Origin of the sequence: Tardiphaga sp. 841_E9_N1_2 (genome assembly GCF_051811065.1) — a bacterium.
Classification (GTDB): domain Bacteria; phylum Pseudomonadota; class Alphaproteobacteria; order Rhizobiales; family Xanthobacteraceae; genus Tardiphaga; species Tardiphaga robiniae.
This window is the reverse complement of the sequence record NZ_JBPWQC010000001.1, coordinates 287,255-303,427: the sequence shown is the minus strand read 5'-3', so window position 1 is coordinate 303,427 and position 16,173 is coordinate 287,255. Positions and strand designations below refer to the sequence as shown.

Below are 16,173 nucleotides of genomic sequence, written 5' to 3'. Positions count from 1 at the left end.
TTCCGATCGAAATCCGGGTTCAACATTTTCAGCGTTTCATAGTTGTTCGCCGCAGGACCTGGAGGACCTGCGTTGTCTCGTCAGTCTAGCGGAATGATGCCGATGGCGGAAACGCCCAGCGTACCGTTACCCGCAAAGTGCGTCCGGGTCTCGAGATTGATCACGTCACTGGGAAGATCGATGTCGACCGTCACCTCCTGCCCGACCTTGTCGGTTGGGGCAAACGTGCCTTTCGCCAATGTACGCATGCCCTTGCCGGCATCCAGCACCACCACGTCCCATTCCTGCTGACCGGAGCTCGGACCGTATTTGAAGACAAACCTGTATTTTCCGCGCGACAGTGATGCATAGGGCCCGAAGGTGAGATAGCCCGCCTTCGACTTGCCGTCCGCCAGGCGGCCTTCACCGCGGATCGAATCTCCCTCGATCGTCGAAGGAAGCGCCGTTGCAGGGATCGCGGAACTATGTCCCTGAAACTTTGCGAAAGCGGCGGGAAAGCCGATCCGGTTCGTTATCTCGAACTGCGACACATAAAATGTACTACTCGATGCGCCCAGACGGAACGACGCGATAGGCTCGATCTTGTCCACATTCGGCCCAAGCAATCGCGCGGCCTCATTGGGATCCTTGATGGTCGAGCTAAGCAGAAACACCTTGCTCTTGTTCCACATCGCCTGCGGCGGAAGCTCCGGAAAATTCTGTCCGTGCATCCACCATGCCCGCTCGGTGAAGGTGCTGATCACACAGGCAAGAATAGACCCATAGAGCGGATCCTTGTCCGACGTAATGAACCGCGGAAGGTCATCTCCGGCCAGCGACTGAATGAGCGCATGGGCCTGATAGATCGTCTCGTTCTGTGCGAACGGCCACACAACGAAGAAACGCGCGACAATGACGACAACTAGCGCGGCAGCCATGATCGCTGCCCGCCGCACATAGAAACCCAGACTGAGGGCCAGCGCGATCACCGCCGCCAAAATGCGTCCATCGACGAGATGCTCATCGAGATGCAGGCGCAGATTGGCTGCTAGCGCAAGGACGCAGATCGCAACCACGGAACTGGTAGCCCACCGCGGTAGCGTCGCCCCGATGAGAAACGGCAGACAGAAATATGACGTTGTGAGGAAGAAGGTCATGCGCAAACCTTCACGCATGGTGAAGTTCGAAAAGCCTGCCGCATCGACCGCAAACAGCGCCGCATAGAGGACGACAACAGACGACAGCCAGACGATGGCCGGACGTTCGAAGCGCACCCGGCCGAGCAGGCTGAGGATCAGCGCCGCTACGGATGCGAGCCAGATGCCAAAGTGGACGGTGACCCAGGGACCGTTCCGCAGCAGCGCAAACGGGGATTCCCAGCTCGGATTCGTCTTCAACTCGATCTTGCCGACCGCCAGTTGCTCAACGAGGAAGAAGAAGCGGCTGCCCCAGATGGCCTTGTTCAGAATGCCGAACAGCAACTGCGCAATGACGGCGCCGACCACGATCCCGGCAATGGTCCAGTTCATGCCCCGGCGTGTGCGTGCCTCCGGTATGCGATACCAGACATAGGCCAATGCAGGCGCAGCGAGGATGGTCGAGCCCAAGTGAATGAACAACATGCAGGCAAAGGCAAATCCCGCCAGCGCCAGTTTGACGAAACGCCCCGCCTGTTCCTTGCCCGCCCATGTCAGCGCGGCCATACCGATGGTGAAATAAGCGAGAACGCCGATATCGACATAGTTCCAGCCATAGCCGCGAACGAAGAAAACATCCGTCGCGAACAGCGCAGTGACCAGCATCGCCTTCTGGCGATCGAAATTCGCAGCGACGAGATAATAGAAACTGGCGGTCGTCACCGCATAGCTCAGGTAGGCCAGAATGAACTTGGCCCATGTCTCGGAGAACAGCGAGAAGATGACGTAGCCGGGAATGAGGTATGGCAGCCGGGTCTGGTAGTAGTTGTTGCCGATGAAGGCATCGACATTGCGGTACTGCCCCAGCGACGTGAAGTGGCCGTAATAGAACCAGGTGTCGATATCCGCGACGCGATTGCCCAGCACCTCATAGTTCGTGAGAACCACTACAATCGGAAGAATGGCGAACAGAGCAAGGATGACGCGAGACCCGCCGGAGGGCGGAAGCAAGGATGGCAAGAAGGAGGTCCGCGTCATAGTTACCTTGTCGTCTTCAGGTCCTGTTTCGGCGGTCGTTCAGCGCGAGAATGTCGATCGAAAAGAACGCCGACACCACGCCACTGGCGTCGCCGAACTCAACTCGTTCCGTGTTTAGTCGCAACGATACTCAGAAACGTGTAGCTGATCCGCGACAGGTCTTCATCGACATACGCTGATAGTGACACGGCGGCGCCCGGGAAGAGCGCCTTGTAGCGCTCAGCAGTGCGGACATACTGGCCGCGATCCCAGTCTAGCAGCGTCTTCCGGAACAGCGTCTGTCCGGGAATATAGCATCCGTCCAGCGTGAAAATTCGGCCGCCCGGGCTCAGCGCGGAGACGGACGCCGCCAGAAGATTGCGTGCTTCGTCGTCGGTCAGGTGGTGCAACAACCCGTTCATCATGATGATATCGACAGGAGTAACTTCGGCCGCTGCAGCCTCGTCGAAGATCTGGCAACGATAGCGATCCTGCGGCTGCTGCGTTTTTCGCGCGCGCGCGATGTAGCGCTCGTCGGTGTCGAAGCCGAAATACTGAGAGGATCTCGGCAGAAAATCCCGCAAGTAGCCGGGACCGCAACCCACGTCGACGATCCGAGTATCCTCCGCGATGGGCAGATACCTCTGCATCGCGGTCAGGCGCGCGCCAAAGAAGCCACCGGCCCTCTGAAAGCCTTGATAGATTTGAGGAATCGCCAGAACGTCACGCAGATCAGCCACTTCATCGTCCTTAGAAAGCCGCGTCGGTTCTAGGTGGAAAGACCCAGTAATTCAACAGCGTGAACGTCAGGACCGGCGCCACGACGATCCCCGAGGCGATGACCGCATAGGTCGGCCATTGCAGGACATTGGCGGCAATGTAGGAGACCCCGGATACAACCGACATCACCCCGGCCTGGGCGACGCCGTATTTGACCATCTGGCGCTTCCAGGAACCGCCAATCAGAAACGTGAAATTCCTGTGCATTAGAAAGCCCGCCGCAAGGCCCGCGAGGTAGCCGACGCACGACGCAGCAGAACTCGGCAAATTCAGAAACCGTAGTGCTGCGAGAAATCCGGCAGCATAGACCATGCCGTTGAACAGACCGGAAACCGAAAACCGCACAAGCAACAGGCCAAGACGGCGACGATCAGCCGCACTCGGCTTTAGCATCAGACGTGGCCCATCGAGAAATATTGAGCACCCAGCGGGAGCCTTCCGAACGACTGATCCAGCATACGCGTCACCTTGTTGAATGACGGGATGGTCAGAATGAAGCGCGACTGGACATCCTTGAAGCCGCCATTCGCGAGCAACCCTTCGGCTTCGGCGCTTTTCAGAAGAATGGCGTCCTTGTCGAACACGCAACGATTGACCACGCGCATCGTCAGCGGGTTAATGGGATTGTGCTCGAAGATGACGAAGATGCCGCCATCGCGCAGCACGCGCCTGGCGTCTTCGATCAGCGCCGCCCGCGCCGCGACGGGAATATGATGAAACACGCAGACGGCGAACACGACGTCGAACGAGTTCTCCGCGAACGGAATATCCGAGCCATCGAACGCCTTGTAGTTTACATCGGCATTTCTGGTCGTGGCGATCTTGATGCTTTCGCTCGAGACGTCGATGCCCGCAAGCGACCGGAGCGAAGGCCGGAGCAGTGCGTGATAATTTCCGATCCCACAGCCGAGGTCTAGCACGTCGACCTCTGTCTTGCCGAAGGTCTTGAGCAGAATGTCCTTCAGATACTCTGCCTTAACCCGCGTAAAGTAATCGACGTCCAGCCCCGAAAACGCCAGCGAGTCGTTGACGAGGGACTTGTAGTCGTTGCTATAGGGATCAAATTCTGGGGCGCTCATGGCGTTATCCTACGACCACTTCTTCCATGGAGGATTTTCGGACCAAAGCTGCTCGAGTTCCCGCTTGTCGCGCAGTGTATCCATGGGTTTCCAGAACCCGGAATGTCGGTACGCGACCAGTTGTCCGTCCTTGGCCAGCTTCTCGAGCGGCTTGCGCTCCCAGATCGTGGTCTCATCCTCGATATAATTGAGCGCTTCCGGCTGCAGAACGAAGAAGCCTCCGTTGATCCAGCCCATCTCCGCATGCGGCTTCTCCAGAAATTCATCAACGCCGCCACCTGCATTGATGTCCAGAATGCCGAAGCGACCCGGGCTCGGTACGGCAGTGATGGTAGCCAGCTTGCCGTGCTTCTTGTGCGCGTCGATCAGCGCAGCGATATCGATGTCCGAAACGCCATCGCCATAGGTTACGCAGAACGGGCCGCCCTGCACCAGATGGCAGACCTTCTGCAGCCGCCCGCCTGTCATGGTCTCGATACCCGTATCGATCACTGTCACCTTCCAGTGCTCCTGCACCGTAGTCGATAGATAGCGAATACTGCCGGTCAGCGTATCGACTTCGATGTCGTTTTCTTCAAGACGATAATTCGCGAAGTAGCGCTTAATCATCGAGGCCTTATATCCACCGCAGATGATGAAATCCCTGATGCCGGCTGCATCATACATTTTCATGATGTGCCAGAGAATGGGGCGGCCGCCGATCTCGACCAACGGCTTTGGCCGGAGATCGGTCTCCTCCGAGAGTCTGGTGCCCAATCCGCCGGCGAGAATAATGGCCTTCATTTGGATCGAATCTCCATGTTCTCTTCATGCTCGATAGCAAAGGAATCGATGCGGTCGGAGACAATTGCAACGGGACCGCCGCGTACGGTGCTGAATATTCGGCCGATATATTCACCGAGCAACCCGACGAAGGCTGCGTTCAGCCCGATGGAAGCCAAGGTCAGGAGAACTAGCGTCGTAAAGCCGCGCGGATCGGTTCCGCTGGTGAAGATATAGTCAATCAGATACGCGACCATCAGCAGGATTGAAATGCCGCAGACCGCGAAGCCGAACATCGTGATGTATTGCAGCGGCTTCGTCGACTGGCTGCACACGCCGTCGATCGATAGCGTCAGCAGCTTGAAGAAATTGAACTTGCTCTTGCCGACGGTTCGCTCTGCACGGTCATAGACGATGCCGGCCTGCGCATAGCCGATCGACGCGATGATTCCGCGAAGATATGGCGACCGATCCTCGAAGCTGCGTAGGTGCTCGATGACCGAACGATCGATCAGGCGGAAATCGCCCGCATCGACAGGGACTTCGACTTCGCTCAGCATTCGCAGCAGCCGGTAGTGTATCTTACGCGCCCACAGCAACGCGAGATTTTCCTTGCGCTTGCGGCGGATGCCATAAACGACCTTGAAACCGCGCTCCCACTTCTCGAGAAACTGCGTGATCAGTTCGGGCGGATCCTGCAGGTCGGCATCGACCTGAACGGCGGCATCGCCTCGGGTATTCAGCAAATTGAACAGGATCGAGCGCTGGAAGCCGAAATTACGCGAGAACTTGAACACGCGAAGCCGAGGTTCCGCTACCGCATGTTCGGCGAGCTTCGCAAATGTTTCATCGGTACTGGCATTGTCGGTGACGACGAACTCGAAATCATATGCGGGATTATCGCGGGCAACGCCCTGCAGACGCAGGATCAACTGGTCGATATTTCCCTCTTCGTTGAGAACGGGTACCGAGATAGAAATCAGCCGCCGTTTTATTTGCTCAGCAGTACCGTTCATGTTCTCGCTCGAATTGTCATACCGTCGATTGCCGCACGTATCCCACTCGCCAATGTGTGAGCGGGCTTCCAGCCCGTAAGCTCAAAAAGGCGCTGCGGGTCACCTGCAAAACAGGCAACGTCGTCCGGCCTGGTGTCGATATCGCCGAAACCAAGCAGGGTTCGCGGCGCCTGCAATGTGTCCGCAACCATTTCGGCAAACGCGCGCACCGTCTGCGCATCCCCCGAGCTGATATTGACGACGACCTGCGGCTCTCGTTTGACGCACAGCGCCAGTTCGATCAGGGCCGCAACTGCATCGTCGACATATAGCGCATCCCGGCGCTGCAGGCCCGCCGACAGCCGCACGCGCTCATTGTTCTGTAGACTATTCACCAGACTAGGCAGCAGCCGGTGCGGCGCTTCTCCGGGGCCAAATACGCCAAACAGCCGCCCCACGACAAGGGGCAAACCGAGATCTCGCGCCATGGCCAGCGCGCAGAGGCTCGCGGCGGCCTTGGAAGCCCCGTACAGCTTGAACGTTTCGAGAGGCTGCTGCTCCGTCACCGGACTGGTGACGCCCGCGAGGTCGTATTCGCCCCCGCTGCCGCTGATGACCGCAGCCTTCGCCCCGCAGAGTTTGGCCTGCTGCACCACACTCCGCGTCACATCGACATTGACCCGAAACATGGCCTCTGCATCGCGCTCGGTAGGGTTAACGCCATAGCTAGCCAGATGGAACACGAGATCGAAGGTCCGGCCGGACAAGGCATGCGCAATGGCCGACGGCTGGAATTCCGGCACTACGATGGTCGCGCTCACACCATCGACGGGAGTATCGGAGCGCTGCAGCGAGCTGACGGCATAGCCCAGCCCCGCAAGATGCCGGGCCAAGTGGCGACCGATGAAGCCGGTCGCTCCGGTTATCAGAACTGCGCCGGAATGGGTCAACGGTTCGGCGCCATCATGTTCTGGAACGACTTGATTTGCGCGAATGTCATATCGCGTGCACGTGCAGGAGCTTCGTAGTAATCTCTGTACCAGTCCACGGTCCAGGTCAGCGTCTTGTTGACCGAGAGGCGCGGTCGCCAGTCCAGGCGCTGGAGCGATTTCTCGATATTCAGGCGCAGCAATTGCGCCTCGTGCAGCGCCGCGCGCTCCACTTCCACCGGATGCTCGGGCAGCTTCCACAACGTCAAGGCCAGCTTGACGAGTTCGCTGACGGTCAGTGTGCTTTCAGCCATCGGGCCGATATTCCAGGCGTCGGCGATATCGCGCTCATCGGCAAACAGTCGCGCGCCCAGCTCCAAATAGCCTTCGCACAGCTCGAGAACATGCTGCCAGGGCCTCACGGCGGCGGGATTGCGCAGCTTCAGCGGTTGCCGCGCGGCCAACGCACGCACGATATCCGGAATGATCCGGTCCGAGCACCAGTCCCCGCCCCCGACAACATTGCCGCCACGGGCTGTCGCGATCAGAGGCACGCCACCAGCGCGATGAAAATTGCGCTGGTACACATAAGCGACCAGCTCCGCGCAGGCCTTGCTGGCGCTGTAGGGGTCGAGCCCGCCCAGCCTGTCACCCTCGACATAAGGATGACTTTCTTCCTTATTCAGATAGACCTTATCGGTTGTCACGCAGACAACCGCTTTCACTGAGCTGCATTGTCGGCAGGCATCGAGCACAGCCGCAGTGCCAACGACATTCGTCGCAAATGTTTCAATTGGGTCGCTGTAGGACTTGCGGACCAGCGGCTGCGCGGCGAGGTGAAAAACAATTTCCGGTGCACAGGCCTCGACAGCCTGCCTGACATCGGGGGCATTGCGGATATCGATGATCTCTGAACGCATCAGATCGCCAAGGCCTATCGCGTTGAACAGACTGGGCGTCGTGTCCGGTTCGAGGCTCATGCCGTAGACATCGGCACCGAGCAGATGCAGCCAGCTGGACAGCCAGGATCCCTTGAATCCGGTATGGCCGGTGACCAATACCTTGCGGTTCCTGTACACAGTTTCAAATTGGGACGACATCGTCTCTCTCGGTATTCCGGATCGCGGACAGGCTCCGGCCCAACCGCCCTCAAATTCGCACAATCTACCGCGAAGGCTTACCTGCTTATGGGCTCCGCGGATATGCTCACAGGTAAAAAATCAGCGGGATTGCATGGGATTTGATCGCCATGCTAAGGCGTGCCGGTCCGATCAAAATAGTTGATTTGACTGGCAAATTGACTATTCACTGGGGTTGCAGTCGACAGCTCCCATCGCAACAATCTGAGACCCAATCTCCCTTAGCAGAGCGGCTTGCACCATGTCTTCTAAAACCGCATTGATTACCGGTATCACCGGCCAGGATGGCGCCTATCTGGCGGAACTCCTGCTGGCCAAGGGCTATGCGGTGCACGGCATCAAGCGGCGAGCTTCGCTCTTCAATACTGATCGGATCGACCATCTCTATCTCGACCCGCACGAGCAGAATTTCGACCTCACGTTGCATTATGGCGATCTGACGGATTCCTCTGCATTGGTCCGGATTGTTGCCGAGGTGCAGCCTGACGAGATTTACAATCTCGCGGCCCAGAGCCACGTGGCCGTGTCGTTCGAGGAGCCGGAATACACCGCCAATTCGGATGCGCTCGGCGCGCTCCGCATGCTCGAAGCTATCAGGATCGTGAAGCGTGAGAAGACCACCCGCTTCTACCAAGCATCGACATCGGAACTCTATGGCCTAGTACAGGAAATTCCTCAAAAGGAGACCACCCCCTTCTATCCGCGATCGCCCTATGCAATCGCAAAACTGTATGCCTACTGGACCACGGTCAATTACCGCGAGGCCTACGGGATCTATGCCTGCAACGGCATCCTGTTCAATCACGAGTCCCCTCTGCGCGGCGAAACGTTCGTCACGCGCAAGATTACGCGTGCACTCGCGCGCATCCACCTCGGTCACCAGGAGCGGCTGTATCTCGGCAATCTCGACGCCAAGCGCGACTGGGGACACGCCCGCGACTACGTCGAAATGCAGTGGCTGATGCTACAGCAGGAGACCGCGGAAGATTTCGTGATCGCGACCGGTGTCCAGCATTCGGTGCGTGATTTCGTCGACCTCGCGGCCGCCGCGATCGATCTCAAGATCCGGTGGGAAGGCACCGGCGTTGATGAAAAGGGCTACGATGCCGCATCCGGCAAATGCATCGTTGCCGTCGATCCCCGGTACTTCCGCCCGACCGAAGTTGCGACCCTGCTAGGTGACGCCTCGAAGGCCAAGCAGAAGCTCGGTTGGCATCCGAAGACCACCTTCGAAGAACTGGTGACCGAGATGATGACGGAAGATCTCAAGCTCGCAAAGCGTGATGAGCTGATCAAGACCCACGGCTTCCGCTACTTCACGCGCCGGGAATGACGGCTGATCGCTTCGGTACATGGCTCGAAGCACTCTCGATCGTCATAGAGGCTCTAGACCCCGCGCGGTCCCTGCAACAGACGTCTCCCTTTTCGCTCCGCTCTGTCTGAAGCCATTCGTGGCGGACGTCCCTCGGATAGGATAGTCCGTCTCCGACTGAAACATCGCATCATGAAAGTCCTTCACAGCTACAAGATCTATCGACCCGACGTGGATGGCGGCATCCCATTCGTGATCGCCGAGCTGTGCAAGTTTCCGCATGATAAGATTGACAACGCTATCCTCGTCGCTCGTCGCAAGGGCTTGTCACGCGAATACGAGAATGATGGCGTGCCAGTGGAAGCCGTGACGTCTCTCGGAACGTTTTTTTCGACGCCATTGGCTCCAACATTTCCACTTCGGCTGCTGCAGCGCGGGAAGTCCTGCGACGTTGTCGTCCATCATGCTCCCTTCCCGCTCTCGGACCTGGCAGTTGCCCATCTGCCCGCAAGCACGGCGCTGATCGTCTACTGGCACGCCGACATCATCGGCTTTTCGCTGCTCAGCAAGCTGGTTACGCCGGCGATCATGGCGACGCTGCGCCGGGCCGATAAAATCGTCGTCAGCCATGAATCGACGGCGCAGAGCTCACCGATCTTGGCAAGCTTCCGCGAGAAATGGGTCGTCGTTCCCTACGGCGCCGACGTTGACGCCTGGAGCAGTTGCACGGCTGAAGAGCAGGCCCGCGCGCAGGAGCTGAGGAAACGGTATCCTCGGATGATCCTCGGAATCGGCCGCCTTGTCCCCTATAAGGGATTTAAGCATCTGATTGCAGCGCTGAGCGACCTTGATGCGCAGCTTGTACTCATCGGCGAAGGCGAACTGCGCAGCGAACTCGAACAGATGGCACTGAGACTGGGAGTTGCGGATCGTGTGACATTCGCCGGCCGGATACCAACCAGCGAGGTTAAGGCCCATCTGTATGCCGCACGCGTCTTCGCGTTCCCCTCGGTGACACCCGCTGAAGCGTTTGGTATTGTCCAACTTGAAGCGATGGCCGCCGGATTGCCCATCGTGAATACTGCACTCCCCACCGCCGTTCCACACGTCGCCCGGGATGGTCAGGAAGCCATCACCGTGCCGGTCGATGACGTTGCAGACCTGAAATCGGCGCTTGAACGCATCCTTGACGATCCCTCGCTGGCCAAGCGTCTTGGCGATGCCGGTCGCAAGCGGGCACACGAAGAATATGGCCGGGAGCGGTTTCTCTCCCGCATGAAAAACGTCTACGAAGATGCAGTTCGCCAGCGTCGCTCGGGGCGATGACGAAGGATCGGGTATCTCTACGCATGTCACAAACGCTGCACGCACATAGCAGTTCAAACGCCCCCATTGTTAGCCACAGCGGCGGCGACAACGCACTGTCGACCGCGACCGAAGACATCGTGTCGGGACTCGGGATGTGGCGGCTTTGGGTGCGGCTCGGCTGGAACGATATCCTCCAGCGCTATCGCCGATCCCTGTTGGGACCGTTCTGGCTGACGGCCAGTATGGCCATCATGGTGGTCGCGCTCGGCGTCGTCTATGCCGAGCTCTTCAAATCGCCGATCGACGAATTTCTTCCGTTCCTCTGCGTGGGACTTTTGGTCTGGACGTTCCTGTCCAGCTTTCTGACCGAGGGCGGCACCCTGTTCACGGGCGCCGAGTCCTACATCAAGCAGATCCGGCTGCCCTACACGGTCTATGTCTATCGATCGACCTGGAGCAAGCTAGTCATCTTCGCGCACAACTTCGTCATCTACTTCGGCGTACTACTGTACTTTCAGATCTGGCCCGGGCCCGTGATGTTGCTGGCGATCCCGGGACTGTTCTTCATCGTGCTCAACGGCGCGCTCGCCACCATGTTTATCGGAATGCTGTCGGCGCGCTTCCGCGACATTCCGCAGCTCATCAATTCGATGGTTCAGATTGTCTTTTTCATCACCCCGATTTTCTGGAAGCCGGAGCTGCTGAAGAACAAGGCCTTCGTTGCCGACCTGAATCCGTTCTTCCATCTCATCGAGATCGTTCGCGCTCCGCTGCTTGGCACCGCACCATCCATGAAAAACTACGTCGCCGTCCTACTGATCACGGCGATCAATCTGACTGTTGCGGGTGCGTTCTTCACGCGCTTCCGTTCACGTATTTCCTACTGGGTCTGACTGTCATGCGTATCGCCGGAAGCACATCCGCCAATGAGACGTTGCTCGCGCTCGACAACGTCAGTGTTTCATTTCCGATCTATCACGGCGGTTCTCGCTCATTGAAAAAAAGCCTACTGTTTCGCGGCTCTGGCGGACAGCTCGCCAGCGACGCCAATCAACGGATCTCGGTCGAAGCGCTGCGGAATGTGACGCTCAACATCGAGGCCGGTGACCGCGTGGCACTAATTGGTTCCAACGGCGCAGGAAAGACAACTCTGCTGCGTGTGATGGCCGGCATCTATGAGCCTGTTGCAGGCGTCATACGGACCCAGGGACGCATCTCTCCGATGTTTGATATCAGCCTCGGAATCGACGGTGAGGTCAGCGGCTATGATAATATCAGGTTACGAGGCCTCATCCTCGGCCTGACGGCTCAGCAGGTTGAAGAGCGGATCGCCGACATCGTGGAATTTACGGAACTCGGCGACTATCTGGATATTCCGGTCAGGACCTACTCATCGGGCATGATGACGCGCCTGACATTCGCCGTTGCCACCTGCTTCGCGCCCGAAATCCTGCTAATGGACGAATGGATCGTCGCCGGCGATGCGGGATTTCTCGCAAAGGCTCAACACCGTATCGAATCCTTTGTCGAGAGCGCCAACGTGCTCGTGCTGGCGTCCCACAGCCCGGAGATTTGCAAACGCTGGTGCAACAAGGCGATCTGGATGGACAAAGGACAAGTTAGAGCGATCGGGCCGGTCGACGATATGATCGAGGCCTATACGTTCGACAAGGAAATTGTCTGAGCGCCTAGGCGCGCAAACATGACTTCGCTCACCCTCGCATGTTGTATCCCTACAGGTGATCGAAGCGCGGACGAAAACCGCGTGGATTCCAACCGAAATCCTCACGCGCAAGCCTAGCGTCAAAAGTCATGTCTTTCGACATCCGGGTTCCCATGGAGGCATTCGCATTCGGGAGCCACCGTTGCAGCAAGAAGAAAGCCACCCGCCAAAGCGCCACCGGCACCGGAACGATCCGTCGCGGCTTCCCAAGTCCGTCAAAGATCCGGCCCACCATTTCGCGGTAGCTGATCGTATCCCCCCCCGGCAGCGCATAGGTCTTGTTCCAAGCCGCCCGACTGGCTGCAGCTTGGAGCGCACCAACGGCCAGGTCCTGCGCGTGCACCGGTTGCCGTAGTCCTGCTCCCCACCCCGCCAAGGGCAGTACACCGAACTTCGCTATCAACCGGGCAAGCCGCGAAATATTCGCATCGCGTCCTTCATCGTAGATGATGGTCGGACGTAAAACCGTCCATGCGATGCCTCGCTCTTCGCAAAACGCGATCGTCGCCGCCTCTCCTGCAGCCAGCCGTTGAAGTCCCTCACGCTCGTATGCCACATCGGAATTGAGCTTGGTAACGACGCTGGAGGATGTGAAAAGCACGAGGCGCTGAACGCCCGGACCTACCAGATGAGGGAGCCCGGCGGCGAGCGAGCCCGCATGGGCGGTACAGTATATTGTGGAAAAATCAGGGAGAGTCAGTGCCGAAAGGTCGGTTAGATCGCCGCGAAACCAGCACACGTTGCGAGCGTCTTGCGCCGGCGGGGAACGCGACAATGCAAACGGCATTTCCCCCGTCTGCAGCAGCAGTTGTTCGATAATGTGTCCCCCGACAACGCCGGTGGCGCCTAGCACAATGCTTCGCATAAGTGTCTAATACCTCGTTTGGGCCATCCTATTTGACACTATGGCCCCGGAATAAAAGTCTGATCACGCCCTCCGCACCCAGTACATCGGATCGAGTACTTTATAAATGCAATCGAATGCGCCTGCAGCTCCATTGAACACCAACCGGAACAACCAGTTGGACGGCCTTAGAGGATACGCAGCTCTCGTCGTCGTGGTGTTTCATACCATTCTGGGCATCGACCCGACCCAGATTTCCCGCATTCTCTATGAGAGCATTCTAAAGATCGATGACACCTACGGGCGTGCGACAAAGATCGTACTCAAGCTATTCAACGGCGAGACCGCAGTTGTCATTTTCTTTGTTCTCAGCGGAGCCGTTCTCTTCAACAGCTTGCGGCACAATACTGAACGCTTCGCACCGATGTCGCTTAAATTTTTGGTGCGCCGTTTCCTGCGTATTTATCCCGCGCTGTTCGTCTGCCTTGTCGCTTGTGCAGTCGTGTTCCCCCCCGTAGGCATTCCTGTCTCATTCGACAGGTTTCTCCTGAATGCTACGCTCTACGAAATAACGATCAACGGTGCGACCTGGACGTTGAACGTCGAGTTCATTGCAGCGATCTTTCTTCTGCTCGCTTATGCCGGATTCCGGCTGGGCGGCGAATGGGGCCTGTTTGCCATATCGCTCACCCTTGTTGTGATCTTCAAGGCCGCCTGGCTGAAACCCTACATGATGTACTTCAAGCAATTCTGGGTCTGCTTCGCACTCGGCGCGCTGATCCCAACACGAGCTGGCGCCTGGATCGCGCGTTGCCTGCCGTCGTGGGGCTGGCTCGTGGCTCTTCTGATTGTGATCATCTTCAGATCGACCCTTCAGCACGTCGCTGCGGCAGCGCTGGTGACCGCACTTTATTACGGCAAGGGCGGCTCATTCGGCGTTTTCCTTGAAAGACCCGTATCCATCTTTCTCGGACGAATCAGCTACAGTTTCTATCTCTTCAACGTCGTCTTTCTCGAAGTCATCTGCCACTATCTGCGCAGCCAGCCATGGGCAGTAGCTCGCCCGATTGAGGTCGGACTAGCGACTTCTCTTATTATCATCCTGCTGACGATCCCGGTCGCCTGGCTGTCGGTCAAGCTGATTGAGGAACCCTCGATCCGCCTTGGCCGCCGCCTGACGTCTACCCGGCCGGATCGCCACGCTCCCCCTGCATTGACCCAGCCGATAGAGTCACCGGAGAGACTGGTAACGCCGCTGCACTCAGTCCCCGATCGCTCGCCGCAGGCTTCCTGAGCGGGATTCCGTTCCATTGACGAGGGCATGGCCGGTCGTTGATATGCGGCGACTTTGCCGGATGAAGGTTTCCGACGACGGCATGGCGATAAAGGTCCGGTAACTGATGAGCAAGCGCATTATTCCCCTGATCATGTGTGGCGGAGCCGGAACCCGGTTGTGGCCGTCATCGCGCGAAGGACGTCCAAAGCAGTTTTTGCCTCTGTTCGGAGCCCGCTCGACCTTTCAGGATACGATACTGCGTGTCTCGGACTCCATTTTATTCGAGCGTCCCATCGTAATCACCAGCGCCTCCTATCGCTTCATGGTGCGTGAGCAGCTCGATGAGATCGGGCTCGACGCCGATGTGCTGCTCGAGCCCACGCGCCGCGATTCCGGACCGGCGATCGCTGCTGGCGCTGCCTTCGCGCAGACACGCGACGAAGATGCTGTTGTACTGGCGCTTGCCGCCGACCATGTCGTTACGGACACGCCCGCCTTCGTGGCTGCCTGCCGTCAGGGACTGGTCGCCGCCGACAGCGGTCATATTGTAACGTTCGGCATCAAGCCGGAACAGCCGGCCACGGAATACGGCTACATCTCGCCGGGACGGCCGATCGCTGGCGATGTGAAGAGTGTATTCAAATTCGTCGAGAAGCCCGACCTCGCAACAGCGACCGGCTATATCGAGGCCGGCTATCTCTGGAACAGCGGCAACTTCATGTTCCGCGCGGCGATGCTGCTGGACGAATATCGCAACTTTGATGCGGATAGCGTTGAAACCATCGCTGAGGCTATCACGAAGGCCGGGCGTGACCTCGGCTTCTTCACCCTCGATGCCCACGCCTTCGGCAAGGCGAAGTCGATCTCAATCGACTATGCGGTGATGGAAAAGACCATACGAGCCTCCGTCGTGCCGGTGTCCTGCGGCTGGTCGGATGTTGGCTCGTGGCTTGCGGTCTGGGAGCTCTCTGCAAAAGACGCGCAGGGCAATGCCGCACAGGGCATCGCAGTGTTCGAGGACTCGCGCAACTGTCACGTCGCGAGCGATGGCCCGGTGGTCGCGCTGGAAGGCGTCGACGATCTTGTGGTGGTGGCGACGCAGGACGCGGTCCTGGTATCGCGCCAGAAGGATGCCAATGGCCTGAAGCGCCTCGTTACGAAGCTGAGGGTGGCCGCACCACAGGTCACTGAAGACCATCTCAAGGTACATCGCCCGTGGGGGTCGTATCAATCACTCGTGGATGGCGCGCGCTATCAGGTCAAACGTATCGTGGTGAAAGCGGGCGAGAGACTGTCGTTGCAGATGCATCACCATCGCGCCGAACACTGGATTGTGGTGCGCGGTACAGCCAGAGTGGTTGTCAGCGAACTCGTCAAGATCGTTCACGAGAACGAGTCGATCTACATTCCGCTCGGTGCCATCCACCGGCTGGAAAATCCCGGCAAGATTCCGCTGGAGCTGATCGAAGTACAAACCGGCAGCTATCTCGGCGAGGACGACGTCGTCCGGATCGAGGATGACTACAAGCGCGTATAGCTACAGCTTGCTGATGCGCTGGTCCGCTTGAATGAACGGGCCATGCAGAACGTCCGCCCTCCGGGCCATCAGCCGCATTGCCAGCGTATAGCCGACCACAAAAAGGATAAGCCCAAGCAGAATACCTTCAACATACGCAAAACTCCAAATACTGCCCGAGTATTCAGCCAGTTATGCGAACGCTCAAATGATCACGCGAGCTCATCCCAAATTGCAACCATTTGTAGCGTTCCATCTCATGGATTTTCACTCAGCTTATCGGGAATGCAGGCCACCCCATGCCGCTCCAGGGCATGACAAGCCCGCCGGTTTGCGCGAAAGGTAAGGCACCTTCCGATCTCCCGCCTCCACCGGAGC

The 16,173-nt window shown here is 58.2% G+C and carries 15 protein-coding genes; 6 read left to right on the top strand and 9 right to left on the bottom strand.

The window, feature by feature from the left end:
- Positions 1-80: 80 nt before the first annotated feature.
- The 8 genes from AB8A50_RS01400 to rfbG form a co-directional block, all read right to left on the bottom strand.
- The gene (locus AB8A50_RS01400; RefSeq protein ID WP_439076501.1) at positions 81-2,135 is read right to left on the bottom strand and encodes a hypothetical protein; all 2,055 of its coding nucleotides are present in this window, start codon (positions 2,133-2,135) and stop codon (positions 81-83) included.
- 116 nt (positions 2,136-2,251) lie between these two features.
- Positions 2,252-2,872 carry a class I SAM-dependent methyltransferase gene (locus AB8A50_RS01395; protein WP_315841419.1) on the bottom strand — a complete coding sequence of 207 codons (621 nt, stop codon included), beginning with the start codon at positions 2,870-2,872 and terminating at the stop codon, positions 2,252-2,254.
- 10 nt (positions 2,873-2,882) lie between these two features.
- Positions 2,883-3,305 carry a GtrA family protein gene (locus AB8A50_RS01390; protein WP_439076500.1) on the bottom strand — a complete coding sequence of 141 codons (423 nt, stop codon included), beginning with the start codon at positions 3,303-3,305 and terminating at the stop codon, positions 2,883-2,885.
- On the bottom strand, positions 3,305-3,991 hold the full coding sequence (locus AB8A50_RS01385) for a class I SAM-dependent methyltransferase (protein WP_439076499.1): 687 nt from the start codon (positions 3,989-3,991) through the stop codon (positions 3,305-3,307). Before AB8A50_RS01385 ends, AB8A50_RS01390 begins: the two co-directional genes overlap by 1 nt.
- A gap of 9 nt (positions 3,992-4,000) precedes the next feature.
- Positions 4,001-4,774, bottom strand: a complete 774-nt coding sequence (rfbF, locus tag AB8A50_RS01380; protein ID WP_439076498.1) for a glucose-1-phosphate cytidylyltransferase — start codon at positions 4,772-4,774, stop codon at positions 4,001-4,003.
- Positions 4,771-5,769: a glycosyltransferase family 2 protein gene (locus AB8A50_RS01375; RefSeq protein ID WP_439076497.1), complete on the bottom strand. Its 999-nt coding sequence runs from the start codon at positions 5,767-5,769 to the stop codon at positions 4,771-4,773. Before AB8A50_RS01375 ends, rfbF begins: the two co-directional genes overlap by 4 nt.
- The gene (locus tag AB8A50_RS01370; protein WP_439076496.1) at positions 5,766-6,698 is read right to left on the bottom strand and encodes an NAD-dependent epimerase/dehydratase family protein; all 933 of its coding nucleotides are present in this window, start codon (positions 6,696-6,698) and stop codon (positions 5,766-5,768) included. Before AB8A50_RS01370 ends, AB8A50_RS01375 begins: the two co-directional genes overlap by 4 nt.
- Positions 6,695-7,840, bottom strand: a complete 1,146-nt coding sequence (gene rfbG, locus AB8A50_RS01365) for a CDP-glucose 4,6-dehydratase (protein WP_439076495.1) — start codon at positions 7,838-7,840, stop codon at positions 6,695-6,697. Before rfbG ends, AB8A50_RS01370 begins: the two co-directional genes overlap by 4 nt.
- A 217-nt stretch (positions 7,841-8,057) precedes the next feature.
- Here rfbG and gmd point away from each other — a divergent pair, with 217 nt between their 5' ends.
- The 4 genes from gmd (at position 8,058) to AB8A50_RS01345 (ending at position 12,120) form a co-directional block, all read left to right on the top strand.
- Positions 8,058-9,149 carry a GDP-mannose 4,6-dehydratase gene (gene gmd / locus AB8A50_RS01360; protein WP_315841413.1) on the top strand — a complete coding sequence of 364 codons (1,092 nt, stop codon included), beginning with the start codon at positions 8,058-8,060 and terminating at the stop codon, positions 9,147-9,149.
- Positions 9,150-9,320: 171 nt separating this feature from the next.
- Entirely contained in the window at positions 9,321-10,454 is a 1,134-nt protein-coding gene (locus AB8A50_RS01355) for a glycosyltransferase (protein ID WP_439076494.1), read from the top strand.
- A gap of 23 nt (positions 10,455-10,477) precedes the next feature.
- The gene (locus tag AB8A50_RS01350) at positions 10,478-11,329 is read left to right on the top strand and encodes an ABC transporter permease (protein ID WP_439076493.1); all 852 of its coding nucleotides are present in this window, start codon (positions 10,478-10,480) and stop codon (positions 11,327-11,329) included.
- Positions 11,330-11,334: 5 nt separating this feature from the next.
- Positions 11,335-12,120, top strand: coding sequence for an ABC transporter ATP-binding protein (locus AB8A50_RS01345; RefSeq protein WP_439076492.1), 786 nt, complete (start codon positions 11,335-11,337; stop codon positions 12,118-12,120).
- 49 nt (positions 12,121-12,169) lie between these two features.
- Here AB8A50_RS01345 and AB8A50_RS01340 read toward each other — a convergent pair whose 3' ends face one another.
- Complete coding sequence (locus tag AB8A50_RS01340) at positions 12,170-13,024, bottom strand: NAD-dependent epimerase/dehydratase family protein (protein WP_439076491.1); 855 nt, start codon at positions 13,022-13,024, stop codon at positions 12,170-12,172.
- A gap of 106 nt (positions 13,025-13,130) precedes the next feature.
- On the opposite strand from AB8A50_RS01340, the gene AB8A50_RS01335 reads away from it, so the two are divergent.
- The gene (locus AB8A50_RS01335; RefSeq protein ID WP_439076490.1) at positions 13,131-14,297 is read left to right on the top strand and encodes an acyltransferase family protein; all 1,167 of its coding nucleotides are present in this window, start codon (positions 13,131-13,133) and stop codon (positions 14,295-14,297) included.
- A gap of 106 nt (positions 14,298-14,403) precedes the next feature.
- Positions 14,404-15,816, top strand: a complete 1,413-nt coding sequence (locus AB8A50_RS01330) for a mannose-1-phosphate guanylyltransferase/mannose-6-phosphate isomerase (protein WP_439076489.1) — start codon at positions 14,404-14,406, stop codon at positions 15,814-15,816.
- The last annotated feature ends 357 nt before the right edge of the window (positions 15,817-16,173 follow it).